Annotated in this window: 24 protein-coding genes; 18 read left to right on the top strand and 6 right to left on the bottom strand. The window is 62.5% G+C overall.

Annotated elements, in window-relative coordinates:
* Positions 1 to 76: 76 nt before the first annotated feature.
* Entirely contained in the window at positions 77 to 574 is a 498-nt protein-coding gene (locus ACZ9W6_RS13130; protein WP_465191608.1) for an Ivy family c-type lysozyme inhibitor, read from the bottom strand.
* 179 nt (positions 575 to 753) lie between these two features.
* Here ACZ9W6_RS13130 and ACZ9W6_RS13125 point away from each other — a divergent pair, with 179 nt between their 5' ends.
* From ACZ9W6_RS13125 to ACZ9W6_RS13110, 4 genes are all read left to right on the top strand, one after another.
* Positions 754 to 2,019: a hypothetical protein gene (locus ACZ9W6_RS13125; protein WP_465191607.1), complete on the top strand. Its 1,266-nt coding sequence runs from the start codon at positions 754 to 756 to the stop codon at positions 2,017 to 2,019.
* Between the two features lie 42 nt (positions 2,020 to 2,061).
* The gene (locus tag ACZ9W6_RS13120) at positions 2,062 to 2,769 is read left to right on the top strand and encodes a hypothetical protein (RefSeq protein ID WP_465191606.1); all 708 of its coding nucleotides are present in this window, start codon (positions 2,062 to 2,064) and stop codon (positions 2,767 to 2,769) included.
* A complete protein-coding gene (locus ACZ9W6_RS13115) occupies positions 2,769 to 5,579 on the top strand; it encodes an AAA family ATPase (RefSeq protein WP_465191605.1) in 2,811 nt (936 codons plus the stop codon). The genes ACZ9W6_RS13120 and ACZ9W6_RS13115 overlap by 1 nt, the downstream gene beginning before the upstream one ends.
* A gap of 80 nt (positions 5,580 to 5,659) precedes the next feature.
* Positions 5,660 to 6,205, top strand: coding sequence for a hypothetical protein (locus ACZ9W6_RS13110; RefSeq protein WP_465191604.1), 546 nt, complete (start codon positions 5,660 to 5,662; stop codon positions 6,203 to 6,205).
* Between the two features lie 31 nt (positions 6,206 to 6,236).
* Here ACZ9W6_RS13110 and bluB read toward each other — a convergent pair whose 3' ends face one another.
* On the bottom strand, positions 6,237 to 6,899 hold the full coding sequence (gene bluB / locus ACZ9W6_RS13105) for a 5,6-dimethylbenzimidazole synthase (RefSeq protein WP_465191603.1): 663 nt from the start codon (positions 6,897 to 6,899) through the stop codon (positions 6,237 to 6,239).
* A 181-nt stretch (positions 6,900 to 7,080) separates the two neighbouring features.
* Between bluB and ACZ9W6_RS13100 the strand changes: the two genes are divergently transcribed.
* The gene (locus ACZ9W6_RS13100; RefSeq protein WP_465191602.1) at positions 7,081 to 7,542 is read left to right on the top strand and encodes a YbjN domain-containing protein; all 462 of its coding nucleotides are present in this window, start codon (positions 7,081 to 7,083) and stop codon (positions 7,540 to 7,542) included.
* On the opposite strand, the gene ACZ9W6_RS13095 is transcribed toward ACZ9W6_RS13100, so the two are convergent.
* The 4 genes from ACZ9W6_RS13095 to glpK all read right to left on the bottom strand — a co-directional run bounded on the left by ACZ9W6_RS13095 (position 7,536) and on the right by glpK (position 12,660).
* Complete coding sequence (locus tag ACZ9W6_RS13095; protein WP_465191601.1) at positions 7,536 to 8,756, bottom strand: MFS transporter; 1,221 nt, start codon at positions 8,754 to 8,756, stop codon at positions 7,536 to 7,538. The two genes, ACZ9W6_RS13100 and ACZ9W6_RS13095, sit on opposite strands and share 7 nt — an antisense overlap.
* Positions 8,757 to 8,885: 129 nt before the next feature.
* A complete protein-coding gene (gene ugpQ / locus ACZ9W6_RS13090; protein WP_465191600.1) occupies positions 8,886 to 9,632 on the bottom strand; it encodes a glycerophosphodiester phosphodiesterase in 747 nt (248 codons plus the stop codon).
* Positions 9,629 to 11,137 carry a glycerol-3-phosphate dehydrogenase gene (glpD, locus tag ACZ9W6_RS13085; protein ID WP_465191599.1) on the bottom strand — a complete coding sequence of 503 codons (1,509 nt, stop codon included), beginning with the start codon at positions 11,135 to 11,137 and terminating at the stop codon, positions 9,629 to 9,631. The genes ugpQ and glpD overlap by 4 nt, the downstream gene beginning before the upstream one ends.
* 23 nt (positions 11,138 to 11,160) lie before the next feature.
* Positions 11,161 to 12,660 carry a glycerol kinase GlpK gene (gene glpK, locus ACZ9W6_RS13080; protein ID WP_465191598.1) on the bottom strand — a complete coding sequence of 500 codons (1,500 nt, stop codon included), beginning with the start codon at positions 12,658 to 12,660 and terminating at the stop codon, positions 11,161 to 11,163.
* Positions 12,661 to 12,861: 201 nt separating this feature from the next.
* On the opposite strand from glpK, the gene ACZ9W6_RS13075 reads away from it, so the two are divergent.
* From ACZ9W6_RS13075 to ACZ9W6_RS13015, 13 genes are all read left to right on the top strand, one after another.
* Entirely contained in the window at positions 12,862 to 14,382 is a 1,521-nt protein-coding gene (locus tag ACZ9W6_RS13075) for a helicase HerA-like C-terminal domain-containing protein (protein WP_465191597.1), read from the top strand.
* Between the two features lie 99 nt (positions 14,383 to 14,481).
* Positions 14,482 to 16,635 carry a UvrD-helicase domain-containing protein gene (locus tag ACZ9W6_RS13070; RefSeq protein WP_465191596.1) on the top strand — a complete coding sequence of 718 codons (2,154 nt, stop codon included), beginning with the start codon at positions 14,482 to 14,484 and terminating at the stop codon, positions 16,633 to 16,635.
* Between the two features lie 40 nt (positions 16,636 to 16,675).
* Positions 16,676 to 18,382: a response regulator gene (locus ACZ9W6_RS13065; RefSeq protein WP_465191595.1), complete on the top strand. Its 1,707-nt coding sequence runs from the start codon at positions 16,676 to 16,678 to the stop codon at positions 18,380 to 18,382.
* A gap of 38 nt (positions 18,383 to 18,420) precedes the next feature.
* Positions 18,421 to 19,194, top strand: coding sequence for a hypothetical protein (locus ACZ9W6_RS13060; RefSeq protein ID WP_465191594.1), 774 nt, complete (start codon positions 18,421 to 18,423; stop codon positions 19,192 to 19,194).
* Positions 19,195 to 19,254: 60 nt separating this feature from the next.
* Positions 19,255 to 19,434: a DUF3460 family protein gene (locus ACZ9W6_RS13055; RefSeq protein ID WP_465191593.1), complete on the top strand. Its 180-nt coding sequence runs from the start codon at positions 19,255 to 19,257 to the stop codon at positions 19,432 to 19,434.
* 60 nt (positions 19,435 to 19,494) lie between these two features.
* Positions 19,495 to 20,160, top strand: coding sequence for a class I SAM-dependent methyltransferase (locus tag ACZ9W6_RS13050; RefSeq protein WP_465191592.1), 666 nt, complete (start codon positions 19,495 to 19,497; stop codon positions 20,158 to 20,160).
* A gap of 137 nt (positions 20,161 to 20,297) precedes the next feature.
* Positions 20,298 to 20,705: an ExbD/TolR family protein gene (locus ACZ9W6_RS13045; protein ID WP_465191591.1), complete on the top strand. Its 408-nt coding sequence runs from the start codon at positions 20,298 to 20,300 to the stop codon at positions 20,703 to 20,705.
* On the top strand, positions 20,702 to 21,556 hold the full coding sequence (gene tolA / locus ACZ9W6_RS13040) for a cell envelope integrity protein TolA (RefSeq protein WP_465191590.1): 855 nt from the start codon (positions 20,702 to 20,704) through the stop codon (positions 21,554 to 21,556). The genes ACZ9W6_RS13045 and tolA overlap by 4 nt, the downstream gene beginning before the upstream one ends.
* A gap of 4 nt (positions 21,557 to 21,560) precedes the next feature.
* On the top strand, positions 21,561 to 22,859 hold the full coding sequence (gene tolB, locus ACZ9W6_RS13035; RefSeq protein ID WP_465191589.1) for a Tol-Pal system beta propeller repeat protein TolB: 1,299 nt from the start codon (positions 21,561 to 21,563) through the stop codon (positions 22,857 to 22,859).
* A 111-nt stretch (positions 22,860 to 22,970) separates the two neighbouring features.
* Positions 22,971 to 23,534 carry an OmpA family protein gene (locus ACZ9W6_RS13030; protein WP_465191588.1) on the top strand — a complete coding sequence of 188 codons (564 nt, stop codon included), beginning with the start codon at positions 22,971 to 22,973 and terminating at the stop codon, positions 23,532 to 23,534.
* 45 nt (positions 23,535 to 23,579) lie between these two features.
* The gene (locus ACZ9W6_RS13025) at positions 23,580 to 24,332 is read left to right on the top strand and encodes a YbgF trimerization domain-containing protein (RefSeq protein WP_465191587.1); all 753 of its coding nucleotides are present in this window, start codon (positions 23,580 to 23,582) and stop codon (positions 24,330 to 24,332) included.
* Positions 24,333 to 24,441: 109 nt separating this feature from the next.
* On the top strand, positions 24,442 to 24,927 hold the full coding sequence (purE, locus tag ACZ9W6_RS13020; protein WP_465191586.1) for a 5-(carboxyamino)imidazole ribonucleotide mutase: 486 nt from the start codon (positions 24,442 to 24,444) through the stop codon (positions 24,925 to 24,927).
* Positions 24,928 to 26,058: a 5-(carboxyamino)imidazole ribonucleotide synthase gene (locus ACZ9W6_RS13015; RefSeq protein WP_465191585.1), complete on the top strand. Its 1,131-nt coding sequence runs from the start codon at positions 24,928 to 24,930 to the stop codon at positions 26,056 to 26,058. It abuts the gene before it with no gap.
* Positions 26,059 to 26,062: the final 4 nt, after the last annotated feature.

The raw sequence follows: 26,062 nt of genomic DNA, 5'->3' as shown, positions 1-26,062 counted from the left end.
TGCGGCCAGCCTGTATGTTGGCCGCACAGCAAAAAGCCCGGCATGACCGGGCTTTTTTTGTTGGCGTGCTGGCAGCTCAGGGCAGCGACAGCGGCAGGGCGCTGTTGTCGTTCAGCTTGCCGGCCAGCGGCGAGGCCGGGTCGCTTTCTTCGCGCAGCAAGGCCTGCTGTTGTGTATCCGGCTGGCCCAGCAGCAGATTGCTGCCATCCTCGCGCGCATAGCGCGCCTGCAGCGCATGTGTATCGGGGCGATACAGCACTGTCAGCTGGTGCGGGCAGTTGTGCGGCTCGCACACCGTGCCGCGCAGATACAGGGTGTTGCCCTGACGCAGCGGAATCATCGGCGTATTCACGCCACGCGCGACCCAGCGCGGCTGTTTGAGGCCGGACTCGCGAAAAGCCTTGCGCAGCGCGTCGCGGAAATACTTGTCGCCGGCATAGACATCATGAAAATAGCTGCATGCGGCGATCTCGCCGCACAGGCTGGCCTTGCGGGCGTCAACGGGGGCATGGGCCAACACCGGCCGGGCCAGCAATAACAGACTGGTCATGGCCAGCAAATGCCGGATCTTCATTCATCTACTCCACGGGCACAAATCCTGAACAGCCGCCACCTTGCCAGTGCCGGCCGCTGCTGGCAAGAGCACAGTTTACTTAAACCTTGAAATGAGCCGGCAAGCCCGCGCCAGTGTCATTGACTTGCCGCATTCGGCCACCGACAATCCCATGCTTCATTGCAAAGCGGATATCTGCCTTGGATTTGCTTTCCGATTACTTACGTCCCGGCCTCGGCGCGGACGAGCTGCCGGCGCTGCAGCGCCTGACGGCGGCCTGGCCTTATCTTGCCGTCTTCATCACCCTGTTTCGCGGCAGCGACGACGATGTGCTGATGCGGCTGCTGGTGCTGCGCGAGCTGGGCCAGCGTGCCGATGCGCCGTACTGGACGCCGCAAGACATCGCCCAGCGTTTTGCCTACCTCAACGACACCAAGCTCACCACCATCCTGACGCGGCTGCGCGAGGGTGATCTGCTGGTGTACGACAGCGATGCCGGCCATTACAGCCTCAGTGAAGGCGCGCGCGTCGCCTTGTCGGCGCTGGCGACACTGATAGACTTTGCCGGCGACGATGTCGAGCTGGGTTATCTGACCAGCCAGGTGGCCGCCGGCCAGTCGCTGGGCCAGGTCTCGCACGAGGCGATGCAGCATCTGCTGGCGCGGCTGAACGAGCTGCATGCCGAATTTGCCGAGGCGCTGGAGTCGCAGTCCGAATTCCGCATCCGCGCCGCCCAGCACCGGCTGGAGTCGGTGTGGCGCTGGGTGGAGAAATCCACCAGCGTGGTGCGCAGCCTGACCGCCGACGACACGCTGACCCTGCTGACGCTGGCTCAGGCGCAGGCGATTGCCCTGGCGCAAAGCCGCATGCTGGCGCTGGCCGCGACTTTCGAGCGCCGCCTCGCCCAGTTGGCCGCACAGCGCGTGCATCTGGGCAGCTCCGGCCTGACCTCGACCGATATCGCCGACTGGCTGCGCCATCTTGGCCCCGCTACCTTGGCTGGTCTGGCCGACGGCCTGGTTGCGGCCAACCTCGAGCCGGCCTTTGTCACCACGCCGGAGCTGGCCGACGTTGCCGAATTCGAGCTGATCGGCCGCGAGCGGCAAGCCGCCAGCGATATGGCGCTGCCGCAAGCTGCCAGTGCCGAAGTCGGTGATGCGCCCGAAGTCGAGCGCCTGCTGGCCGCCGAAGCCTTGTACGACGAACTATTGCAGCTGGGGCTGGACCTTGCGCCGGGCGAGTCGCAAGACATCGCGCAGGCGGTGCTGGCCGACAGCTACAACGAGACTGCCTATCGCCTGTCGCTGCTGTCGCTGTTGGGCGACCCGGAAAGCAGCCGCGATGCCAGCGTGATTGCCGAACTGGCCCGCCTGCCGCTGACGCTGGCCGGCGGCGACGACATCATCAACCCCGACCACCCCGAAGTGGCCACGCTGTCCGATGCGCGGCTGGTGGCGGGCAAGTGACCCAAGCCGCCGGCGCGTGCCGGCGGCAGCCGAGAGAGACTCATGGATACGCAACTCTCCACCTTGATTGCGCGCCTGCTCGCGCATCGTGTGATTCCGCGCCACGACCCGCTGGCGCGGCGCGCGCTGCTGGACGACAGCTTCCGCAGCGAGCTGGAACAAAGACTGGCCGCCTGCGGCCTGCGCCTGGTCGAGAACCCATACGCCGAGCACATTGCCGTGGCATTGCTGCCGAAAGAAACCGAAGCGGTGTTCGGCTCGGGCGAGGCCTGGCTCAACAATAATCTGGGCCTGCCGCGCGATGGCGTGGCGCTGCTGGTGATTGTCTGGGCACTGATCATTTTGCCCAAGCGCGAACGGCAGATCAGCCGTGTCGAGGCCGGCCGTGAAAGCCAGCACGATATGTTTGCCGCGCAAAAACCGCTGGCAACCGGCGAGGCGGTGTCGGTCGGTATTTCCGAAGAGGCGCTGTTTGCCGACTTCGGCAAGCAGCTTGGCGGTCGCACCCGCTTTGCGGCCAACCTTGGCCGCCTGGTGAATCTGGGTTTTCTGGTCCGCCGCAACAAATGGCTGGAAGAAGGCCCGCTCTTGGATGTGCTGATCGACTACAGCCAGCTGGCGCCGCGCATCATTGATGGCGCGCTGGGCGAAGTGCTGGCGCGCCGCGCCAGTCTGACGGCTGGCACGGATGCCGGCAGCGATGAATCAAGGTTGGCCGCAGACAGCCAGCCGCAAGCGGAGCAAGCCTGATGTTCCAGATGAAATCGGTAGAAATGGTGCACTGGGACTTCTGGCAACGGCTGACCGTGCCGCTGGATGCGCAGATTGTCACCATCATCGGCCCGAACGGTTCGGGCAAGACCACGCTGCTGGATGCCTTGCGCACCCTGCTGGCGATCAAATGTTCGGGCAAGCGCGATTACAAGCGTTATGTGCGCAATAACCGCGCCGCCTTTGCCTATCTGAAAGGCGTGGTGGCCAACCCGCGTCGGCTGAATGGCGGTCTGTATCCGACGCCGTTTTTCCCGCTGGTCAGCGAGGAAGTCACCCTGCTGTGCCGCATCAAGAAACAGGGCGGCGACTGGGTGCGCCATTACGCGATTGTCGAAGGCGATGCCGAGCTGGATCACGCCGTCAGCGCCGCCGACACCGCCTGGCTGGGCGTGCAGGAATACCGCCGCCGCCTCGAGGCTGCCGGCCTGACTGCAGCCGTGGCCGAGGTGCTGGCGCTGGAGCAGGGCGACACCGACAAGCTGACCGAATACAGCCCGCGCCAGTTGCTGGATCTGGTGTTCCAGGTGTTTGGCGACAAGGATGTGCTCGACAACTACCAGCGCGCGCGTGACGAACAGCAGGCGGCCGAGGCCGAGCTGAACGCGCTGTCGCAACAGCAGGAAGCACTGGATGTGCGCGTCGAGGCGATGAAGTCGCGCGCCAACCGCTACCTCGAATGGCAGGGCCTGCAAAAGCGTATCGAACGGCTGCAGAACGAAGCCTTGCCGGTGCTGGGCCTGATGGATGGCCGCGCCGCGCTGGGGCGCGATTGGCAAAGCTATCGCGCCGAGCTGGAACGTTATCAGCGCGTGCGACTCGAGCATCGCGATACGCTTGCCCATGTGGCGCAGCTGGCGCAACAGGAAAGCAGCGCGCAACAGGCGCGGCGTGAGGCCGAAGCAGCGCGTGCCAGCCAGCAGCAGGCCTTTCTGGCGGCGCGTGATGCCTTGCGCGATGTACAGAGCCGGCTGAAAGAGCGCGATCGCCTGCAAGCGCTGGCCAATCAGCAATACGGTGCCGATGGCGAAGTGCTGCAGCAAAGGTTGGCCGCCAGCCGCGCCACGGTAGACAGCCTGCGCGACAGCCTGCGGGCGGCGCGTGGCCAGCGCGATGCGTTGCATGGCGAGCTGGCCGGCCTCGAAGGCGGCAAGCCGCGTGCGGCCGAAGAGGTGCGCCAGTTCCGCGCCGCGCTGGACGAGGCCAACATTGCCCACAGCCTGCTGGCCGATATTGTCGAAGTAACCGACAGCCAGTGGCAGGGCGCAGTCGAGGCGCTGCTGCGGCCTTACCGCCAGGTCATCATCCTGCACGACGAATCCGACCGCCGCGCAGCCTGGCAGCTGGGTGAAAAGCTGCGTTACCGCCATTTCGTGGTGGCCGAGCGCCATGCCGCGCCGGCCGCGAAAAAAGGCAGCCTGCTCGAAGTCGTGCGCTTTGCCGAGGATGCGCCGGAATGGCTGCATCAGCAGCTCAACCGCGTGACGCGGGTGGCCGATGTTGCCGCCGGTGCCAAACTCGATGGCGACTGGATTACCGCCGACGGTTATTTCCGCGAGCGGCGCGGTGCGCGCCACATCGGCATTCCGGCGCGTGAATACGCGTTTGGCGAGGCGGCGCGCATGGCGCGTATCGCCAGCCTGCAACAGCAGCTGAAAGCGCTGAACCAGCAGATCCTGCGTGAAGAAGAAGCACTGGTCAGCGCCAGCCGCGACAGCGCGAGTCTGGCCGAGTACCTGTCAGGCATGGACAGCCTGCAGGCGCTGGCGCAGCGTGCCGAAGAATTCGCCGCTCTCGAGGCGCAGCTGGCCAGCCTCGAAGCTGCCGTCAGCGAGCAAGGCGCCAGCCTCGCCACGGCTGACGAAGCCTGCCGCGCCGCCGAACAGGCCTATGGCGATGCGCGTCTGGCGCACGACCGCGTTTGCCAGCGCGAGCAAAGCAGCCTGCAGGGCGAGCAGCAGGCACGCAGCAGCGTCGAGCTGCGCCGTCGCAATCTGCGCCGCCAGCTGGCCGAGCTGCGCGATTGCCGCCAGCATCTGCCGGCCAGCGCACAGGACGCGGCCTATGTCGCCGCGTTGAACGAGGAATTCGAGTCGGCCGCCGATGTGCGCCACGAGATTCACTATCTGTCGGAAAAACTCGCCAGCGGCGACTGGGAGTGCGACCCGGCGGTGCTGCAGCTGAAAGACAAGCTGCAGGAAGACCAGGGCAATCTCTTGCGGGATTGCCAGCGCCGTCAGGCCGAGGTCGAACGCGCGGCCGCGCTGACTACCGATGCGCGCGAGGCTTATCTGGGCAAGCTGCGTGCCACCGTGCGTACTTATGCGGCCAACCTCAAGCGCCTGGGCGAGCTGGCCGGCATCGCGGTGGAGGTCGAGCTGCCGGTGCTCAGCAACGACGACGGCATGCTCGCGCAGGCCGGCCTGCAGTTGAAGTTCAACTTCGACCAGAAGGGCATGATGGGGCTGAACGACGGCGAGGCCTCCGGTGGCCAGCAGGTGATGAAGTCGCTGATTTTGCTGATCGGCCTGATGATGGACGAGGCCAACCCGTCGGGCTTTGTGTTCATCGACGAGCCGTTTGCGCATCTGGACATCTTCAACATCGACCGCGTCGCCGGCTTTTTGAAGGTTACCGGTGCGCAGTACCTGATCACCACGCCGAACACGCATAACATCAATATCTTCGCGCCCTCCGGCCTCACGCTGGCGACGCGCAAGAAGCGGCCGGGCGAAACCTGGGCCCCGCCCATCCTGCAAACGCGCAGGCGGGTGGCTGGAGAAGAGTGATTATGATGTCTGGCTTATTGATATGGAATTTTAAACAATGTAGTATGCATTTCCTTATCAATTATTAATGCAATTTGATTATGAGAAAAAGCATTTTTGTGGTTCTGCCAGTTGTCGCAATGCTGGCTGCTTGTTCTACGACTAGCTCTGTCGCTCATTACAAAGCGTCCATGACTAATGTCATCGCAATTAAAGATCAAGCAGGGTCGCAAGATAAGAAAGTGAAAGTCGGGGCTTTTACCCAGAACTCGTCCATTGGAAGTTTGTGGTGCCGTGCAGTTGGTCCCGTGTCTATTGGGGCAGGGAAAACGCCAGCAGTTTTTGTACAAGAAGCTCTGCAAGAGGAGCTTTATATGGCTGGTGTTTACTCAACAAAGGCGGCTAATCAAATTACAGGCCATCTGGATGAAATCACGTTCAGTTCCATTAGTCCTGCAAACTGGGAAATCAGGCTGACCTTGAGTTCGAGTAATGGCAATTCATATTCGACAAAAGTAAAACATGGTTTTGACACCAGCTGGGATGCAATCTCGGCATGCAAAAATGTAACTGACTCGTTCCCAGCAGCAGTTCAGTCTGTCTTGAAGGAAGCGGTGTCTGATCAACGTTTTGCTAAATTGTTTTAAGCAAGCGAGCATCGGTTAAAAGCTGATAAAGCTATTGGGCTAATCCTGCTTGAGAGCTAGGGTTAGCCCAAATATCGTCAAACACCAGCTCGGCCAGCGGCTGGCGTCTGGCCCAGTTTTCCTGTTGCAGCATGGGCTGCTCGTAAAAGGCATCCACCTGGCCGATGCACAGGATAGCAACGGCCTTGGCACCCTCGGGCAGCTGCAGCAGGTCGGCTACAGCGGCCGGGTCGAAAATCGATACCCAGCCAAGGCCTATACCTTCGGCGCGGGCGGCCAGCCACATATTCTGGATGGCGCAGGCCACCGAGGCGAGGTCCATCTCCGGCAGGGTACGGCGGCCGAACACATGGCGCTCGCGGCCATCCATCAGCGCGGCAACCAGCACCTCGGCGCAATCGCGCAAGCCTTCTACTTTCAGCTGCAGGAAAGCCTGCTGTTTTTCGCCCAGTGCCGCCGCCGTGCGCTGGCGTTCGGCCTCGACGATCTCTTGCAGTGCGCCGCGTACCTCGGGCCGGGTGATGCGGATAAAGCGCCACGGCTGCATGAAACCGACGCTGGGGGCGTAATGCGCGGCCTGCAGCAGGCGGGCGAGCATGCCCTCTGGCAGGGGGCCGGGGCGGAAATGGCGCATGTCGCGGCGTTCGCGAATCACGCGGTAAATGGCGGCGATATCGGCATCGGGGTAGTGCATGGGGCGTACCGGTTGCGGGCAAGGCCGACAGCTTAACGGCTTTGCCGCGGGCAGGCGAATCAGTCCGGTGGGGGCGAGGGGGGCGGTCTAAGCTGGAAGGGTGCCAGCCTGCCGCTGGCCGGTTACGGTGTGCCTCCGGTCCGCCCCGTTGCCCTGACGCCGACCGGCCAAGGGGATAAGCATGTGGAAAATCCTGTTATGCGCAAGCCTGCTGTTGCCGGCAAGCGTGCACGGCGCAGACAAGCTGGTGGATGCGGCCAACCCGGAGGCGCTGTTGGCGCTGGCGCGCTATTTCGGCCCGGCTGATCTGATGGTGGACGAGATGGGCACGCCGCTGATGCGCGGCAGCATGAATGGCGAGACTTATGTGCTGCTGTTTCTGGGCTGCAAGCAGGGCAAGGAGTGCAGCGATATCCAGTTTGCCAGCAGTTGGCCGCAAAGCCGCGTGTCGCTGGAGCAGCTGAACCTGTGGAACCGCAGCATGCGCTACGGCCGCGCCTATCTGGATCTGGAAGAAGACCCGGTGCTGGAGATGACGGTCAATCTGCAGCACGGGGTCTCGGCCGGCAATCTGGCGGAATGGTTTGACTGGTGGCGGGTGACCTCGGCCTATTTCAGCCAGCTGGTGCGCCCGCTTCAGTGAATCTCGCGGATCTGCGGGTAGCGCCACAGCATGGCAACACACAGCAGCAGCATCAGGCCGCCGGCCACCAGCAGAATGGCCTGATGCGGCACCTGCAGCGCCAGCAGGCCGGTGACGATCACATAAGACAGCGGCGTGAGGCCGTGCGAGAGGGTGTCGTTCAGCCCCATCACGCGCCCCAGCTTGTCGCGTTCGCTATAGCTTTGCAGCATGCTCATGGTCGGCACATTATTGCAGGCGATGCAGATGCCGATCAGCACCACGTTGGCCGCAACAAACCACAGGCCTGGTGTGTATGCCAGCAGCGCCAGTAACACGCTTTCCAACATCAGCATCGCCATCACGAACAGGAATTTGTGCCGGCGCGGCGCAAAGCGCAGCATCAACAGGCCGCCCAGCGTCATGCCGACGCCAAAGCCCGACAGCAAGGTGGTGTAGCTGTGGCTGTCGCCGCCGAGCTCGCGGGTGACAATCAGCGGGATGCTCTGCTGCAGCGGCCCCATGAACAGCACATTGGCAAAGGCAAACACCAGCAGTAACAGCGACAGCTGCGGATGGTGGCGGATGTAGGCGAGGCCCTCCAGCAGCTCGTGGCGAAAGCTCGGGCGCGTGCCGGCGTGAGTCTCGGCGGCCATCTGGCGTCTGCCCAGCTGCCAGTAACACAGCAAGGCCGCCGCCAGCAGGATGACACCCTGCCACAACAGCACCGCGCCATACGGCAGCAAGAGCAGCAGGCCGCCGGCCAGCACCGGGCCCAGTATCATCCCAAGCTGCGAGGTGACCAGCAGCAGCGAATTGGCCTGCGGCAAATCCGCCTCGGGCACCAGCTCCGGCAGCAGCGCATCGCGCGCCGGCCAGTAGCAGGCATCCAGCAGGCCATAGCAAAAGGCAAAGGCCAGCAACAGGCCGAAGCTGGCCGCATCCTGCAGCATCAGCCAACCCAACAGCGCAATCAGCAGCGCACGAAAGCTCAGCGAGAAGGTCAGCAACCGCGACTTGGCCACGCGGTCGGCCAGCACGCCGCCGGCCAGCATGAAGATCAGGCGCGGCACGGTGGCGGCAATGAGGATATAGCCGTAATCGCTCTCGCGACCGAGCACCTTGATCGCATACCAGCTCTCGGTCACCCAGGCGACCGACAGGCTGAAGACCGACAACAGCGTGGTAAACCACAAGGCAAGAAAACGGGGTTGGCGCAGACTGGCAGCTAGCATGGTGGTGGCAGGACTCGGCAGGTGGGGAGGCTCATGCTAGGTGAAAGTCAGCTGGTATTCAATTGGTATTGAATGATGTGGTCAAAGCCGCTGCTCTTTGTGTTGCAGCGGCCACGACGTGTCGCAGTCTCACGGGCGAATCTGGTCTACCGCATCGGTAATCACGCTATCGACGCCCCAGGCCAGCAGCTGGGCGACGCGGGCCGGTTCGTTGGCGGTGTAGCACAGCAGGCGGTAGCCGGCGTGCTTGATGGCGCGGATGCGCTGCTCGTCCAGCAGCAGGTGATTGCAGTCCAGCGCCATCGCGCCGCAGGCGGCCAGCTGCGCTTGCCAGTCATCAGCCCATTCATCCAGCAGCAGGGCGCGCGGCAAGGCCGGCGCGGCCTCGGCGGCGGCTTGCAGTGCCGCCAGCGAAAAGGATGACAGCAGTGGTGGCACGGCAGCCTGTTGCCAAAGGTTGGCCGCATCGAGTGCGACGGCGGCGCCGGTTTGCCGTTCGCGGCCGGGCACCGGTTTGATCTCGATATTCGCCAGAGCATTATTGGCCAGCAGATAGCGTGCAATCGCCGCCAGTGTCGGCAGGCTTTCACCGGCAAAGGCTGCACTGTGCCAGCTGCCGGCATCCAGTCGCGCCAGCTCGCCCAGCGTCAGCGCATCGGCACGGCCTTGGCCATTCGTGGTGCGCGCCAGGGTGTCGTCGTGCAGCAGAAAGCTGTGGCCATCGCTGCTGAGCTTGACGTCGAATTCGAAAGCGCGCTGACCAAGCTGATGGCCGAGGCGAAACGCCGCCAGCGTGTTTTCCGGGGCGAGCTTGCCGGCACCGCGATGGGCGATGATGGCAGGATAGGGCCAGCTGGACAGGCGGGTGTCGGTCATGAGCTTGATTCCGTTTGATTGGTACGGGGAGCAGGCGGATGGGCGTGCAGCCAGTCATCCAGTATCCGGCCGGCGTTGGCGGGCAGGTGCAGATAGAGCTTGCTGCGCCGTTGCAGCATGTCTTCGGCGCAGCCGGCCCATTCATTGTTGCGCAGATAGTCGATTTCGGCGGCAAACAGCCCGGGCAAGACTTCCTCGCCCAGCGCGGCGAGGCTCTGGCTGTCACCCAGCCAGCGCCGGGCGCGGCTGCCGTAGGCGCGGGCGATGCGCTCGCTCAGGCGCACGGGAAGCCACGGGTAGTCGCGGCGCAATTGCTGCAAAAAGCCGTCAAAATCAGCGTCAGGCAGATCGCCACCGGGCAGCGGGCTGCCGGCTGTCCATGGTACGGGCTGCTGGCCCAGCCAGGCTTGCAGCTGATCGACGACCTGTTCCGCCAGCTTGCGGCTGGTGGTGATCTTGCCGCCGTAGACCGACAGCAGCGGCGCGCCTTGGCAGTCGCTTTCCAGCGCGTAATCGCGGCTCACGCTACGGGCTGACTCATGTTCGTCATCCAGCAAGGGGCGAACGCCGCTGAAGCTGGCGACCACGTCGGCCGGGCTGATCTGGCGGCGGAAATAGCGATTGGCCATCGTACACAGATAGGCGGTTTCGGCGGCATCTATGCCGGCCTTGGCCGCATCGCCATGAAAGTCGGTATCGGTGGTGCCGATCAGGGTGAAGTCGTGTTCGTAGGGCAGGGCAAAAATGATGCGACGGTCGGGGTTCTGGAAAATATAGGCGTAGTTGTGGCTGAACAGGCGCGGCACGATGATGTGGCTGCCCTTGACCAGCCGGATATGGCGGCGCAGCGGCGCGGCGATCACGCCGTCCAGCAGTTGCTGTACCCACGGCCCGCCGGCATTCACCAGCATGCGGGCCTTGATCGTGTGCGGCGTATCGCCGCCGAGCTGGCACCGCCAGTAGCCGTCTTCGCGCTGCGCCGACAGGCAGGGCGTGCGCGGCAGGATGTTGGCCCCTTGCTCGCTGGCGGCCAGCGCATTGAGCACCACCATGCGCGCATCGTCCACCCAGCCATCCGAATAGACAAAGGCCTGGCGGAAGCCGTCTTGCAAGGGCTCTCCGGTTGGGTGCTGTGCCAGCCGGATGCGCTGACTGGCCGGCAACACACGGCGACGGGCGAGGTGATCGTAAAGCCACAGGCCGATGCCGATCAGCCAGGCCGGACGTTGGCCGCGGTCATGCGGCAGCACGAAACGCAGTGGATGCATGATGTGCGGCGCTGCCGCCAGCAGGGTTTCACGCTCCTGCAGGGCCTTGCGTACCAGCGCGAATTCGCCGTATTCGAGATAGCGCAGGCCGCCATGGATCAGCTTGGTGCTGGCGGAAGAGGTGTGCGCGCCCAGATCATGCTGCTCGCACAGGGTAACGCTCAGGCCGCGCCCGGCCGCGTCGCGGGCAATGCTGCAGCCATTGATGCCACCACCGATGATCAGCAGATCCTGCATGTTTGCCTCCCGAGGCTGCCTGTTCAGCCGCCGCTGGCCTGGTACAACACCTGACGAATGGCGGCCTGCCAGCCGCCCAGCAGCCGTTCGCGCCTGGCCTCATCCATTTGCGGGGTGAATACCTTGCCGGCCTGCCACAGCTTGGCCAGCGCCGCCTGGTCCGGCCACAGGCCGCAAGCTAGCCCGGCAAAGCCGGCCGCGCCAAGCGCCGTGGTTTCGGTTTGTTGCGGCCGCAGGACGCGGCAGCCCAGCAAATCGCTCTGCGTCTGCATCAGCAGATTATTGACGGTGGCGCCACCATCTACCCGCAACTCGTGCAGGCTCATGCCTGCATCCAGCTGCATGGCCTGCACCACGTCGTAAGTCTGCAGGGCAATGCTCTCCAGCGTGGCGCGCGCGATGTGGCCGCGCTGGCTGGCCTGAGTCAGGCCGCCAAGTTGGCCGCGCGCCTGTGGCTGCCAGTACGGTGCGCCCAGGCCATTGAAGGCCGGCACCAGATAAACGCCGTCGCTGTCGGCCACACTGGCGGCCAGCGCCTCGACTTCGCTGCTGTCGCGAATGATGCCGAGGCCGTCGCGCAGCCATTTCACCGCCGAGCCGGCGATGAACACGCTGCCTTCCAGCGCATAGCTGGTGTGGCCATCCAGCTGCCAGGCGATGGTGGCGATCAGGCCTTGTTGCGACACCACCGGCTGCGCGCCGGTATTCATCATCAGGAAGCAGCCGGTGCCGTAAGTGTTTTTCACCATGCCCGGCTGCGTGCATTGCTGGCCGAACAGCGCCGCCTGCTGGTCACCCGCCATGCCGCAGATGGCGATTGGCGCACCGAAACAGCTGGCTTCGCTATGGCCGAACAGCCCGCTATTGCCGCGCACCTCGGGCAGCAGGCTGGCGGGGATGTCGAACAGCGCCAACAGCTCCGCATCCCACTGCAGGCTGTGGATGTTGAACAGCATGGTGCGCGCGGCATTGCTGACATCGGTGGCGTGTACCTTGCCGCCAGTCAGCTGCCACAGCAGCCAGCTGTCCACCGTGCCGAAGGCCAGCTCGCCGCGCGCCGCACGCTCGCGGGCGCCCGGCGTGTTATCCAGCAGCCAGCGCAGCTTGCTGGCCGAGAAATAGGCATCGAGCAACAGGCCGGTCTTGCGCTGTACCAGATCGGCCATGCCGGCCTGTTGCAGCGATTCGCAATAGGCGGCAGTGCGGCGGTCTTGCCAGACGATGGCCGGTGCCAGCGCCTCGCCGCTGTGCCTGTCCCACAAAATGGTGGTTTCGCGCTGATTGCTGATGCCGATGGCGGCGATGTCGGCCGCGCTGACGGCGGCCTTGTGCAGCGCTTGCCGCGCCACCGCCAGTTGCGAAGTCCAGATCTCGGCGGCGTCGTGTTCCACCCAGCCATCGTGCGGGTAGGACTGGCGGAATTCCTGTTGTGCCATGGCCAGCGCCTGGCCCTGACGGTCAAACACGATGGCGCGTGAACTGGTGGTGCCCTGGTCCAGGGCGAGAATCAGGCTGGCTGGCATGGGGTGTCCTGCTAATGGCTGCTGGTCATTACAGTGTTGTGCCGCGGGGCGTGCTTGTAAACGTTGGCCGCAGGCACTTGCGGCCAACTGTGGCAGGAAAACCCCTTGTCATCGTCTGTGGCTGCGTGGCGCTGTGGCTGGCGGCGAGGCGGGTTTACACTGCAGGCAGCGAGATCCCGCGTTCGTGCTGAAGGAGAGATGATGGCTGCACCTTTGCTGATTGCCCGTCGGGGCGACACCGTTTGCGAGCTGTTGCCCGGCTATGCCAACCGTCACGGCCTGATTACCGGCGCCACCGGCACCGGCAAGACGGTGACTTTGCAAACCCTGGCCGAGCAATTCTCGCGCGCCGGCGTGCCGGTATTCATGGCCGATGTGAAAGGCGATCTTGCCGGCATCAGCCAGCCCGGGCAGATCGGCGGCAAGTTGGCCGCAGTGCTGGCCGAGCGCGGGCTGGATCTGCCGGCGGCCGCCGCCTGCCCGGTGACCTTGTGGGATGTATTCGGCGAGGCCGGCCATCCGGTGCGCGCCACCGTGTCGGACATGGGGCCGCTGTTGCTGGCGCGCATGCTGGATCTCAACGACACCCAGAGCGGGGTGCTGAATCTGGTGTTCCGCATCGCCGACGAGCACGGCCTGCTCTTGCTCGACATGAAAGACCTGCGCGCTATGCTGCAGTACGTCGGTGACAACGCCAAGGCCTTTACCACCGAATACGGCAATATCAGCGCCGCCAGCATTGGCGCGATCCAGCGCGGTCTGTTGCAGATCGAGACCCAGGGCGGCGACCGTTTTTTTGGCGAGCCGATGCTGGACATCCGCGACTTCATGCAGACCGTCGGCGGGCAGGGCGTGGTCAATATCCTGGCGGCCGACCGCCTGCTGCAGTCGCCACGGCTGTATGCGACCTTCCTGCTGTGGCTGCTGTCCGAATTATTTGAAACCCTGCCCGAGGTCGGCGACCCCGACAAACCGGTAATGGTGTTCTTCTTTGACGAGGCACATCTGCTGTTCGATGGCGCGCCGGCGGTGCTGGTCGAGCGTATCGAGCTGGTGGTGCGGCTGGTGCGCTCGAAGGGCGTCGGCGTGTATTTCGTCAGCCAGAATCCGCTCGATATCCCCGACAGCGTGCTGGGTCAGCTGGGTAATCGCGTGCAGCATGCCTTGCGCGCCTTCAGCCCGCGCGACCAGAAAGCGGTGAAAACCGCCGCCGATACCATGCGGCCGAATCCGGCGCTGGATCTGGCCAGCGCGATTACCGAGCTGGCAGTGGGCGAGGCGCTGGTCAGCCTGCTGGATGGCAAGGGGCGTCCGGCGGTGACCGAGCGCGTGTATGTGCTACCGCCGGCCAGCCGTCTGGGCGCGCTGAGCGCCGCCGAACGGCAGGCTTTGCAACAGGATTCGCTGGTGGCGGGGGTATATGAGCAGACGGTCGACCGCGAAAGTGCCTTCGAGCGGCTGCGCGGTCAGGCTGCGGCCAACCCCGAGCCGGCCAGCAAGCCCTTGCCGGGTAGCGCCACACCGGCGGCTAATGAAGCCGCCGGCGAGCAAAGCGCCTTGTCCGAATTGCTGTTTGGCCGCACCGGCCCGCGTGGCGGCCAGCATGATGGCCTCGTGCAGACGGTGGCCAAGAGTCTGGCGCGCACGGTCGGCAGCAGCCTTGGTCAGCAGATCGTGCGTGGGGTGCTGGGCAGCCTGCTTGGCGGCAGCAAGCGGCGTTAGTGCGCTTGCCGCGACAGGGCAAAGCCTGGCCGCAAGTTGGCGCTCGGGCTTTGTCAGGTAGAATGTCAGCCCTTGCCCATCTATCAAGACGCCTTGCCCATGAATGCTGATCTGCTCGCCGGTCTGAATCCCGAACAATTGTCCGCCGTTACCTGGCCTGCCAAAAGCGCGCTGGTGCTGGCTGGCGCCGGCAGTGGCAAGACGCGGGTGCTGACCACCCGCATCGCCTGGCTGATCCAGACCGGACAGATCAGCCCGCACGGCGTGCTGGCGGTGACCTTTACCAACAAGGCTGCGCGCGAGATGCAGACCAGGTTGGCCGCGATGTTGCCGCTGAATACGCGGGCGATGTGGATCGGTACCTTCCACGGCCTGTGCAATCGCCTGCTGCGCATGCACTACCGCGACGCCGGCCTGCCGCAGACTTTCCAGATTCTCGATTCGGGCGAGCAGCAAAGCGCGATCAAGCGCCTGCTGAAGAGCCTGGATCTGTCGGACGAGAAGTTCCCGCCCAAACAGGTGCAGCAGTACATCAACGGCAAGAAGGAAGCCGGCGTGCGCGCCAGTGCCATTGCCCACCCGATGAGTGCCTACGAGGCCAAGCTGATCGAGATTTACGCCGCCTACGATGCGCAGTGCAACCGTGAAGGCGTGGCCGACTTTGCCGAGCTGCTGTTGCGCACTTACGAGCTGTTGTCGCGTAATGCCGCGCTGTGTGCGCATTACCGCGAGCGTTTCCGTCATGTGCTGGTGGACGAATTCCAAGATACCAACCGCCTGCAGTATGCCTGGCTGACGCTGCTGGCTGGCACGGATAACGCGCTGTTTGCTGTCGGCGATGACGACCAGTCGATTTACGCCTTCCGTGGTGCCGAAGTCGGGAATATGCGCGCGCTGCTTGGCGATTACGGCATCAGCGGGCCGATCCGCCTCGAGCAGAATTACCGCTCCAGCGGCAATATTCTTGATGCGGCCAACGCGCTGATCGAGCGCAACGACGGCCGTCTGGGCAAGACGCTGCGTACCGATGCCGATGCCGGCGAGCAGATCCGCCTGTATGAGGGCTTTTCTGATGGTGACGAGGCGCAATTCGTGGTGGACGAGGTGCGCGGCCTCGCGCGCGATGGCTGGTCGCTGGCCGATATGGCGGTGCTGTATCGCTCCAATGCACAGTCACGCTTGATGGAGCAGGTGCTGGTGAAGGCCGGCATCGCCTACCGCATTTACGGTGGCCTGCGCTTTTTCGAACGGCAGGAGATCAAGCATGCACTTGCCTATCTGCGTCTGGTGGTAAATCCGGACGACGACAATGCCTTGCTGCGGGTGATCAATGTGCCGGCGCGCGGCATTGGCGCACGCACGGTGGAAAACCTGCAGACTGTCAGCCGCGAGCAGGGCGTCAGTATGTGGCAGGCAGCCTGCGCCGGCAGCAGCGGCCGCAGCGCCGGCAAGGTCGGTGATTTTGTGCGCCTGATTGACCAGCTGCGTGGCCGCTGCGAGACGCTGAATCTGGCCGAGCAGATCAGCCTGATCATTGATGACTCCGGCCTGCGTGCGATGTACGAGGCCGACCGCAAGGAAGGCGAAGACCGACTGGAAAACCTGGATGAACTTGTCAACGCGGCAACCGGTTTCATGCCGCAAGAGCCGCAACTGGCGGTGGTGGAGTTCCTGACCCAGGCCAGTCTGGAGGCCGGCGATCATCAGGCCGATGCCGGCGAGGATGCCTTGCAGCTGATGACGGTGCATGCGGCCAAGGGGCTGGAGTTCCAGGCAGTATTCATTACCGGTCTGGAAGAAGGGCTGTTCCCGCACGAGAACAGCATGAACGATGCCAAGGGCCTCGAAGAAGAGCGCCGTTTGATGTATGTGGCAATCACGCGCGCGCGTAAACGACTATACCTGTCTAGTGCGCAAAGCCGCATGCTGCACGGCCAGAGTCGTTATCCGATCCGCTCGCGTTTTGTTGACGAGATTCCGGCTGATTTGCTGCGTCATTTATCTGCTAACGTTAAAACTGTGTCCAGAGAAAAAGTCGCAGCATTCAACAAGCCGGTCTGGGCCTCACCGGTCAGTACGATTGCCGGTGGCTGGCAGATGGGACAGGCACTCACGCATAGCAAGTTTGGTAGCGGTGTGGTGATTAATGCCGAAGGCAGTGGTGATGACGTGCGCTTGCAGATCAATTTTGCCGAGCATGGCATCAAGTGGCTGGATTTACGTTATGCTGCCGACAAACTAACGAAATGTTAAAACACCTTGAAGCAGAGTGGTGTCAGGGAGTGCAATCAAAATGAGTGAAATGTCCCGACAGACGACAACATTCAACGCGATTACCAGTACGCAAAAAAGCAAGCATCACAAGGAGTACGTGAATCCGTACGCCAAAAAACAGTTTCTGATTGTGGACAGCGTGCCCGAAATGCAGCGCGCACTGTCAATGACACTGGCGTCTTTCGGGGCGGAGAAAGTCGAATATGCCGGCAAGGCCAGCGATGCGCTGGTCAAGCTCATGCGTTATGACTTTGATGTGGTGTTGTGCGACTTTGACCTTGGCGGCGGCAGCGATGGCCTGTATCTGCTGGAAGAAGCCAAAGAGCGCAATCTGCTGAAGCAGTCTTGTGTGTTCATGATCATCAGTGGCGAGCGGCGTGCCGCCCGTGTGATTTCGGCGGCCGAACTGGCACCGGATGATTATCTGCTCAAACCGTTTACCGGCGAAGTGTTGGCCGCACGGCTGGAGCGTGCCATGCGCCGGCGCGATGCCTTCCGTATCGTGGATGAGGCATTGCTCAATCACGAATACCTGACGGCAATCGATGCCTGCAACAAGAAAATTGGCGAGCGCAACGAATTCACGCTGGACTTCATGAAACTCAAGGGCAGCCTGAGTCTGAAAATTGGCGATTACGATACGGCGCGTAATCTTTATGGACAGGTACTGAAAATCAAGGAGCTGCCTTGGGCCAAGATGGGCATGGCCAAATCACTGGCCCAGCTCAAACAGGTCGAGCCGGCACTGGGACTGTTTCAGCAAGTGATAGTCGAGAATGACCGGGTGATGGAAGCCTATGACTGGCTGGCCAAGCTCTATCAGGATAATCACAACCTGCCCAAGGCGCAGGACACGCTGAAACGCGCTACAGAGCTGTCGCCGGCCACCATCCGCCGTCACAAGGCACTGGCCGAGGTGGCGGTCGAGAATGGCGATCTGAAGCAGGCTCAAGAGGCTTATAACACCACGCTGGAGCTTTCCAAAGCCAGCTTTCATCGTAGCCCCACGCACTATGCGGCGCTGGCGCGCGTCCAGCTGGCAAACGGAGAAAAGGGGGATGCGGCCAAGACGCTGGCTGCGCTGCGCCGCGATTACAAATACAAGCCTGATGGCGAGTGGATGGCGGATGTGCTTGATGCGCAGATCCAGAAAGCCAGCGGCAATCCGGCACAAGCCGAAAAACTGCTGGCGCATGCCAAAGAGCAGATGGCACATATCGACAATCTGCCGGTAGAGGCCAAGATGGAGTTTGCGCGTGCCTGCTATGCGCAAGGCAAGCAGGAGATGGGTAATCAGGTTTCGCAGGAGCTGGTGCGCAACAATCATGACAACGAAGGCCTCTTGCAGAAGTTGTCGACGATGTTCGACCAAGTTGGTCTGGGCGATATGGGGCGTGACCTGATTGCCAAGAATGTGCAATCGCTGGTCGAGCTGAACAACGCCGGTGTACGTGAAGCGCAGGCTGGTAATCATGACAAGGCCATTGATCTGTTCAGCAAGGCGCTGGAAGAAATGCCGGAAAACGTGCAGCTGATGCTGAACCTCGTCAATGCCATCATCGCCGAAGTGCATGTCAAGGGCTGGCACGAGAGTCATATCCGCAATGCGCACCTGCGTCTGACCAAGGCGCGCGAGCTGGCACCGACCAACAACAAACTGCAAAAGTTGTTGCAGGCCTGGCGTGGTCTGATCGAGAAAAGCGGTAAACGGGAGTTTCTGCTCTGAGTTCGCGCCGTCCGGTCGTCTATCGTCTGCTGCTCGCCTTGCTGGCATGGCTGCTGCTGGCGCTACTCTGTGTTTTTCTGGCACTGGAAACCACCCGGGATGATGCACAGGTGCAGTTGCAGTTGCAGGCCGAGAAACAGGCCGACGAAGTCAGCCGCAATATCCTGCTGCTGCAACAGCAACTGGCCTTGCTGGCGCATTCGCAGCAAGGTGCCAGTGCCAGCATGATCAATACCTGGGTGCCATCCATCATCTTGCAGCGCTTTCCGGCGCTGGAACGCGTCGCGGTTCTCGATACCTCACAACAGCAATTACGCGTTGAATACATCGTGCCCATGCGGCTGGCCGGCGACATTCTGCCGCAGCAGGACCTGTCGGGGCAGCGAGGCTATCAGGGGGTGGTAGCGAGCTTGCGACAGGGGCGGCAGCATCTGCTGGATGCCAGTCTGATTCCGGGCGAGTCGCGCCTGCTGTGGCTCTACCCGTTTCCGGGGCAGCGCACGGCACTGGCGATCTGGTTTTATCCGCAGCGCTGGCTAGAGGGTAATGGCGAGCGTGGAATCAGTCTTTATCTGCGCCAGGGTCAGGCGCTGGCGGGGTGGCGCGGTGTGGCTGATATCTGGCGGGCGCCCTTGATCGCCCGCGACTTTATCCTGATTGGCGGCCAACGTTATCAGCTGGAGTTGCAGAGGCCGCTGCAGTACGGCGATTTCGATCTGCTGCGCTGGATACCGCTGGTGTTGTTTTTGCTGTTGCTGGCGGTATTGTTGTTGCGGCGGCCCGTGCTGGTTCTGTGGCGCGGCGCGCGCTAGGGCTGTCACCCGGGCGCAATTGCAGTACAATCACCGCCATCTTTTAGCGGGGTAGACAGCATGTACCAGTCCGATTTTACCAAGTTCATGAACGAGTACCTGGAGAAGAACCCACAGGTAGACAGCGAGCGTCGCGAATTGCGCCTGACCTGGTGGGATCGCGAAGTCAGCCTGGACGATCAGGCGCGCTGGAAAGCATCGCGCGTGCCGCAAAAGCCGTACGTCTACCAGCCAGAGTAAGCCTTGGCCTTACCGGTACGATAACAACGCCCGCAAGGGCGTTGTGTTTTTGGAGCGAGCATGACCCGTCAGACCATTGCCGTCGATGATGCACTGGCAAGATACATCCTGGATGTCGGTGTAACCGAACATCCGGTACAGACCGCCCTGCGCGAATTTACCGCCGGCCACCGCATGGCCAAGATGCAGATTTCCCCCGAGCAGGGCCAGTTCCTGCGCTGGCTGGTCAAGCTGACCGGTGCGCGCCGCTATCTCGAGATCGGCGTGTTTACCGGCTATAGCGCGCTGAGCGTGGCACTGGCCATGGGCGAAGAGGGCCATACTGTCGCCTGTGACATGAGCACAGAATTCACCGGCTATGCGCGTGACTACTGGGCGCAGGCCGGCGTTGCCGACCGTATCGAGCTGTATGTGCAGCCGGCGGTGCGCACATTGCAAAAGTTGCTGGATGAAGGCAAGGCCGGCAGTTTCGATCTGGCCTTTATCGACGCCGACAAGACCTCTTACGCCGACTACTACGAATACTGTCTGCAGCTGGTTCGGCCGGGCGGCATCATCGCGGTGGATAATGTCTTCCTCAGCGGCCGCGTTGTCAGTCCGCAAGACAGCGATCCGGCTGGTGTACATGCCGTGCATGCCTTCAATGCCAGCCTGCGTAATGATCCGCGAGTCGAGCTGTGCCTGTTGCCGGTCGGTGACGGCATGACCTTGCTGCAGCGTCGTTAACGGCTTTTCACAAAATACATGCTTGCCATTCTGCATGGCAGCATTAAGCTTGCAGCTTCACCGCACAATGCACGCCGGCAGGGCAGCTGTCCTGCCGCTTACCGGCAAGCCTTGCCGGCCATGGAACAGGAAGCCCTATGTTGCAGCGTCGTCCCCGCAGAATGATGAACCAGATGAACGTCGTGCCCTATATCGACGTGATGCTGGTCTTGCTGGTGATCTTTATGGTCACGGCCCCGATGTTCACTCCCGGCGTGATCGAAGTACCCAGCGTTGGCCGCGCCGCCCAGCTGGATGTCGCCCCGCTGGAAGTCAGTATCGAGCAGGATGGCAGCTATTATGTCGGCGAAAACGGCAAGCGCCAGCCTGCGGCCAACCTTGACGTGCTGATTGCCGAAATCAAGCAGCGCCTGCGTGACAATCGCCCGGTGGTGGTGACCGCGCATCAGGATCTCAAGTACAGCGAAGTGGTGAAAGTGGCTGATCGCCTGCATGAAGCGGGCATCAACCGTGTGGCGCTGACCGTGCGGCAGGGGAAGGGATGAGCCGTCAGCAGATAGGTTTGCCGGCCTGGGGCCTGTCGCTGCTGGTGCACGCGCTGATCGTGCTGCCCTTGCTGTGGCTGAACAAGACCAGCCCGCTAATCACTCCGCCGCCTTTGGCGCTGGAATTATGGAGCGGTGGTGCGCCGCAGGCGCAGACTATCGACGTACCAGCCACTGCGCCGGCACCGGCGCCTGTTGCGCCACCCACGCCGCCAACCCCGATCAGCCCCCCGGTCGTGCCGGATGCCGATATCAAGCTTGCGGCGGCCAAGCCGATTGCCGAGCCGCCCAAGCCTGAAACCAAGCCAAAGCCTGAGCCAGCACCGCGCAAACCCGAAACAAAACCTGAGCCGGCCAAACCGGCCAAGCCCGAGCCAGCTACCAAGCCCGCCAGCAAAGTGGATAGCCAGACCAGCAAGGACAAGGCCGCCGCCAAGCCGCAACCGGCGCTGCCCAAGGATGATCTGCTGGCCGAGCTGGATCTGCCGCCAGGCCCGGGCACTAACAAGAGCAAGAGCCAGACTGGCAGCCCGCAAGGCGTGGCTGGCGGCAGCGCCAATGGTGTGGCCGGTGTCAGCCTGCAATACGCACAGCAGGTCAGCAATCGCGTGCGGCCTTATGTGATCCTGCCGCCCGACATCAAGGGGAACCCTGAGGTGGTGTTGCAGATCGAAATCCTGCCGTCACTGGAAGTGCGTACTGTCCGTCTGCAAAAGAGCAGCGGCAATGCTGCTTACGATCAGGCAGTGCAGGATGCCGTGCGCGAGATGCGCCGCTTCCCGCCGCTGCCCAAAGGTGCAGCCTTCACCGATTACCGTCGTATCACCATGAGTTTCCGACCCAAGGAGTAAGACTTTGCTAGCCAGCCTGTTACAACCCTTCCGTCGTGTTTTTGTCTGGCTGTTGCTGGCCATGCTGTCTGCGGCCAACCTTGCCCATGCCGATCTCAAGGTCGAAGTGATAGGTGGCGGCAGCAACCGTTATCCGCTGGCCGTGCTGCCGTTGCAGAACGAACAGCTGCTGGCAGAAAGCCTGACCGATACTGTGCGCAACGATCTGGCCATGTCAGGGGCGTTTTCGCTGCTCGATAGTGCCGGCCAGCAAAGCCCGGCCAGTAGCGCCCAGCTGGATGTTGCCGGCTGGCAGGCGCGCAATGCACGCGCCGTGGTGCATGGCAAAGTCAGTCGTGGCAGCGATGGCCGGCTGAAGCTGGCTATCTGGGCCGAAACCCTGTCGCCGCGGGAAGAGAAGTTGGCCGCAGAGTTTGACCTGGCCAGTGTCGAGCTGCGTGATGTCGCTCACCGCGCCGCCGACATGATTTACGAAGCCTTGCTTGGCGAGAAGAGCCTGTTTGCCAGCCGTATCGCCTTTGTCACCCGCGCCGGTCGCGAATATCGCCTGCAGATTTCCGATGTCGATGGCCGGCGTGCCCAGACGGTATTGCGTTCCTTCCAGCCCATCATGTCGCCGACCTGGAGCCCGGATGGCCGCAAGCTCGCCTATGTGTCTTTCGAACAGCAAAAGCCCATCATCTATCTGCAGGATCTGTCCACCGGTCAGCGTCGCATCGTGGCCAACCAGCGCGGCAGCAACTCCGCGCCCGCTTTCAGCCCGGATGGCAAGCTGATTGCCGCGACGCTGACGCTTAGTGGTAATTCGCAGATCTACCTGATGAACAGCGAGGGCGGCAATCTGCGCCGTTTCAGCTACAGCGATGCCATCGATACCGAGCCGGCCTTCAGCCCCGATGGCCGCCAGATCGTGTTTGTGTCTGACCGTAGCGGCAGCCCGCAACTGTATATCCAGCCACTGGATGGCTCGGCGGCAGCGCGGCGGGTGACATTCCAGGGGAACTATAATGTCTCTCCGACCTTCTCTCCTGACGGGCGGCAAATTGCCTACATCAGTCGTGAAGGTGGCCGTTTCCGCGTGATGCTGCTGGATCTGGCCTCGGGCGATCATCGCCTGATCAGCAATAGTGCCTTTGACGAATCGCCGTCTTTCTCGCCTAACGGCAAGATGGTGCTGTTTGCCAGCGTCGAGTCGGGTCGCAGCGTGCTGTTTGCTGCCGTTGCCGGCCAGCCGGGGCGGGTCAAGCTGGGTACCTTGAACGGTGAAGTACAAGACCCGGCCTGGGGGCCATTCAATCCCTGAGGATTGCGTTTGTAATATTGTTTTGTGTAAAAACAATTGCGATGATGCTGATGTCACAGTAGGCTGTTTGCACCGCTGATAAATTGAAACCTGATTAGCTAGGAGATTTGCATGAAGAAGTCACCCATCGTCATTGCTGTAACTGCCTTGCTGCTGGCAGCGTGTGCCAGTACCCCGACCTCGGCACCGGTTGCCCAGACTCCGGCACCGGTAAGCCAGCCATCCGGCGGCGTAACCACCGTTGATGTGACCCAGACCAGCCCGTCCATGCCGGCCAGCCGCGTCAGCGCAGCCGAGTTGCCAGGCGCGATCCGCAATGCGCCGGATGCCAAGACTGCCCTCGCGCTACTGCAAGGGCACAGCGTGTATTTCGATTTTGACCAGTCTGTCGTGCGCGAAGACCAGCGTGGCGTAGTAGAAGGCAATGCCATCTACCTGAACCGCTTCAACGGCAAGGTACTGCTGCAGGGCAATACCGATGCCAGCGGGAGCCGCGAGTACAACCTGGCACTGGGCCAGCGTCGTGCCGAGAGTGTGAAGCAGTCGATGGAAGTGCTGGGCGTGAAGCCGCAGCAGATCGAGGCGGTAAGCTTCGGCAAGGAGAAACCGCGTGCCGAAGGCACCAGCGATGAAGCCAATGCCGAAAACCGTCGCGTAGACTTCGTACAACAGTAAACACCAAGGTTGGCCGCAGGCAGCCGTCTGCGGCCGGAGAAACCGATGATCACAAGAAAATGCTGGCTGCCGCTGGTGGCCATGAGCATGCTGGCCGGTTGTGCCACCACCGGTGACCTCGAGCAGACGCGGCGCGAGCTGGAAGCCAGCCGTCAGGAAGCCAGCAGCCGTCTGAATGATGTCGAATCCAAGATCAACAGCGAACGCCTGCTGGGCCTGGTAAAAGAAGTCGCCGCGCTCAAGGAGCAGTTCGCGGCGATGCGCGGCCAACTTGAAGTGCAGGCTCATCAGCAGGGCGAAATCGCCAAGCGGCAGAATGATCTGTATGCCGATCTGGATCTGCGCCTGGGCAAGATCGAACAGGCGGCCCGCGATGTTGCCGCGGCTGAGGCCAGCGCGGCGGCCGGCGTGGCACCAAACGCCGACAGCAAGGCGATGTCCACGCTGGACAAGGCGCTCGAGCTATTGCGCAACCGCGAGTTTGCCAAGGCCGTGCCGCAGCTCAAGTCGGTAATGGATACGCAGCAGGGCAGCAGTGAGGCGCAGGAAGCCATGTACTGGCTGAGTGTCGCCCATACCTATCTGCAGCAATACGATGCCGCCATCGACATCCAGCGCCGTTTTGCCGAGCAGAATCCGAACCATGCGCGCGCGCCAGAGGCGATGCGGCTGATGGCGGAAAACCAGCTGGCATTGCAGCAGAAAGACCAGGCGCGCGTGACCTTGCGCAAGCTGATCAAGCAGTATCCCAACAGCGCCGCCGCCAAGCGCGCGCAAGAACGTCTAAGCAAGATGTAATCTGTATGCCGCCGTGCTGCATTGCATGGCGGTATCCTTAAAGCTGCAGCAAGTCCTTGCCGAATCAGGTAAAATCCCGGCTTTCCTCATCCTTGATGGTCTAGCCCCCATGATCGAAGTTGGTATCGTGATGGGTAGCAATAGCGACTGGGAAGTCATGCAGAACGCCGCCCGCGTGCTGAAGGACTTCGGTGTTGCTTTTGAAACCCGCGTAGTTTCCGCCCACCGCACGCCTGATCTGTTGTTCCAGTACGCTTCAGACGCCGAAGCGCGTGGCCTGAAAGCCATCATCGCCGGTGCCGGTGGCGCCGCTCATCTGCCAGGCATGCTGGCGGCCAAGACCCATATTCCGGTGCTGGGTGTGCCGGTTCCTTCCAAATACCTGCGTGGCGAAGACTCGCTGCTCTCCATCGTGCAGATGCCAAAAGGCATTCCGGTGGCGACGTTCGCGATTGGCGAGGCCGGTGCGGCCAACGCGGCGCTGTTTGCCGTGGCGCAGCTGGCGACGACCCGTCCCGAGCTTGCCGACAAGCTGAAAGCCTTCCGCCAGCAACAGGAAGCCACCGTACTGGCCATGACCCTGCCGGAGGTGTAAATGAACGCCATTCTGCCGCCAGCCATGCTGGGCATTCTGGGCGGCGGCCAACTTGGCCGCATGTTCGTGACCGCTGCCAAGCGCATGGGTTATCGCGTGACCGTGCTGGATCCGGATGCCAATGCGCCGGCCGCCGAGTTTGCCGATGTGCATCTGTGTGCGCCTTACGATGATGCCGAGGCGCTGCAGACACTGGCTGCCAGCTGTGCCGCCATCACCACCGAATTCGAAAACGTCAACGCCGACGCCATGCGCCTGCTGGCCAAGACCACGCGCGTGTCGCCGTCCGGCGATTGCGTGGCCATTGCCCAGGATCGTATCGCCGAGAAAAGCTGGATCAACAAGGCCGGTCTGCCGACTGCGCCGTATCTGGCCATCGAAAGCGTTGAAGACATCCAGGTTGACCTGACGCCTTACCTGCCGGGCATTCTCAAGACCGCGCGTCTGGGTTATGACGGCAAGGGCCAGGTGCGGGTGAAGACCGCTGACGAAGCACGTGCCGCTTACGCCAATCTTGGCGGCCAGGCTTGCGTGCTGGAAAAGATGCTGGACCTGCAGCTGGAAGTGTCCGCCATCGTGACGCGTACCAGCGCCGCGCAAGTGGCGGTGTTCCCGGTGGCCGAGAACATCCACAAGAACGGCATCCTCGACGAATCCATCGTGCCGGCGCGTATCGCGCCAACGTTGGCCGCCGAGGCGCAGCAGTACGCGATCAAGCTGGCCGAGGCGCTGGATTATGTGGGCGTGCTGGCAGTCGAATTCTTCGTGCTGGCTGACAACAGCCTGGTGGTGAACGAAATCGCGCCGCGTCCGCACAACTCCGGCCACTACACCATCGACGCCTGCCTGACTGATCAGTACCAGCAGCAAGTGCGCGCCATGTGTGGCCTGTTGCCGGGCCGTACCGATTTGCTGTTGCCGGTGGTGATGGTCAATCTGCTGGGCGATGTCTGGCCGGAAAAAGGTGGCGAGCCGAACTGGGCGGTACTGGCCGAGGCACCGAATGTGCATCTGCACAGCTACGGCAAGAAGCAGGCCAGGGTTGGCCGCAAGATGGCGCATTATTGCGTGCTCGCGGCCAACGTTGAAGACGCGCTGGAACAGGCGCGTGCCCTGAAGGACACGTTGTAAGAAT

This window comes from Vogesella lacus, assembly GCF_979366295.1.
The sequence above is the reverse complement of the archived record's forward strand: the minus strand, read 5'-3'. Positions and strand labels throughout refer to the sequence as shown.

Bases quoted from the DNA above. Each gene is read 5' to 3' on its own strand.
- ACZ9W6_RS13130 (WP_465191608.1), bottom strand. From the start codon at position 574: ATGAAGATCCGGCATTTGCTGGCCATGACCAGTCTGTTATTGCTGGCC.
- ACZ9W6_RS13120 (WP_465191606.1), top strand. From the start codon at position 2,062: ATGGATACGCAACTCTCCACCTTGATTGCGCGCCTGCTCGCGCATCGT.
- ACZ9W6_RS13115 (WP_465191605.1), top strand. From the start codon at position 2,769: ATGTTCCAGATGAAATCGGTAGAAATGGTGCACTGGGACTTCTGGCAA.
- ACZ9W6_RS13110 (WP_465191604.1), top strand. From the start codon at position 5,660: ATGAGAAAAAGCATTTTTGTGGTTCTGCCAGTTGTCGCAATGCTGGCT.
- bluB (WP_465191603.1), bottom strand. From the start codon at position 6,899: ATGCACTACCCCGATGCCGATATCGCCGCCATTTACCGCGTGATTCGC.
- ACZ9W6_RS13100 (WP_465191602.1), top strand. From the start codon at position 7,081: ATGTGGAAAATCCTGTTATGCGCAAGCCTGCTGTTGCCGGCAAGCGTG.
- ACZ9W6_RS13095 (WP_465191601.1), bottom strand. From the start codon at position 8,756: ATGCTAGCTGCCAGTCTGCGCCAACCCCGTTTTCTTGCCTTGTGGTTT.
- ugpQ (WP_465191600.1), bottom strand. From the start codon at position 9,632: ATGACCGACACCCGCCTGTCCAGCTGGCCCTATCCTGCCATCATCGCC.
- glpD (WP_465191599.1), bottom strand. From the start codon at position 11,137: ATGCAGGATCTGCTGATCATCGGTGGTGGCATCAATGGCTGCAGCATT.
- glpK (WP_465191598.1), bottom strand. From the start codon at position 12,660: ATGCCAGCCAGCCTGATTCTCGCCCTGGACCAGGGCACCACCAGTTCA.
- ACZ9W6_RS13075 (WP_465191597.1), top strand. From the start codon at position 12,862: ATGGCTGCACCTTTGCTGATTGCCCGTCGGGGCGACACCGTTTGCGAG.
- ACZ9W6_RS13070 (WP_465191596.1), top strand. From the start codon at position 14,482: ATGAATGCTGATCTGCTCGCCGGTCTGAATCCCGAACAATTGTCCGCC.
- ACZ9W6_RS13065 (WP_465191595.1), top strand. From the start codon at position 16,676: ATGAGTGAAATGTCCCGACAGACGACAACATTCAACGCGATTACCAGT.
- ACZ9W6_RS13055 (WP_465191593.1), top strand. From the start codon at position 19,255: ATGTACCAGTCCGATTTTACCAAGTTCATGAACGAGTACCTGGAGAAG.
- ACZ9W6_RS13050 (WP_465191592.1), top strand. From the start codon at position 19,495: ATGACCCGTCAGACCATTGCCGTCGATGATGCACTGGCAAGATACATC.
- ACZ9W6_RS13045 (WP_465191591.1), top strand. From the start codon at position 20,298: ATGTTGCAGCGTCGTCCCCGCAGAATGATGAACCAGATGAACGTCGTG.
- tolA (WP_465191590.1), top strand. From the start codon at position 20,702: ATGAGCCGTCAGCAGATAGGTTTGCCGGCCTGGGGCCTGTCGCTGCTG.
- ACZ9W6_RS13030 (WP_465191588.1), top strand. From the start codon at position 22,971: ATGAAGAAGTCACCCATCGTCATTGCTGTAACTGCCTTGCTGCTGGCA.
- ACZ9W6_RS13025 (WP_465191587.1), top strand. From the start codon at position 23,580: ATGATCACAAGAAAATGCTGGCTGCCGCTGGTGGCCATGAGCATGCTG.
- purE (WP_465191586.1), top strand. From the start codon at position 24,442: ATGATCGAAGTTGGTATCGTGATGGGTAGCAATAGCGACTGGGAAGTC.
- ACZ9W6_RS13015 (WP_465191585.1), top strand. From the start codon at position 24,928: ATGAACGCCATTCTGCCGCCAGCCATGCTGGGCATTCTGGGCGGCGGC.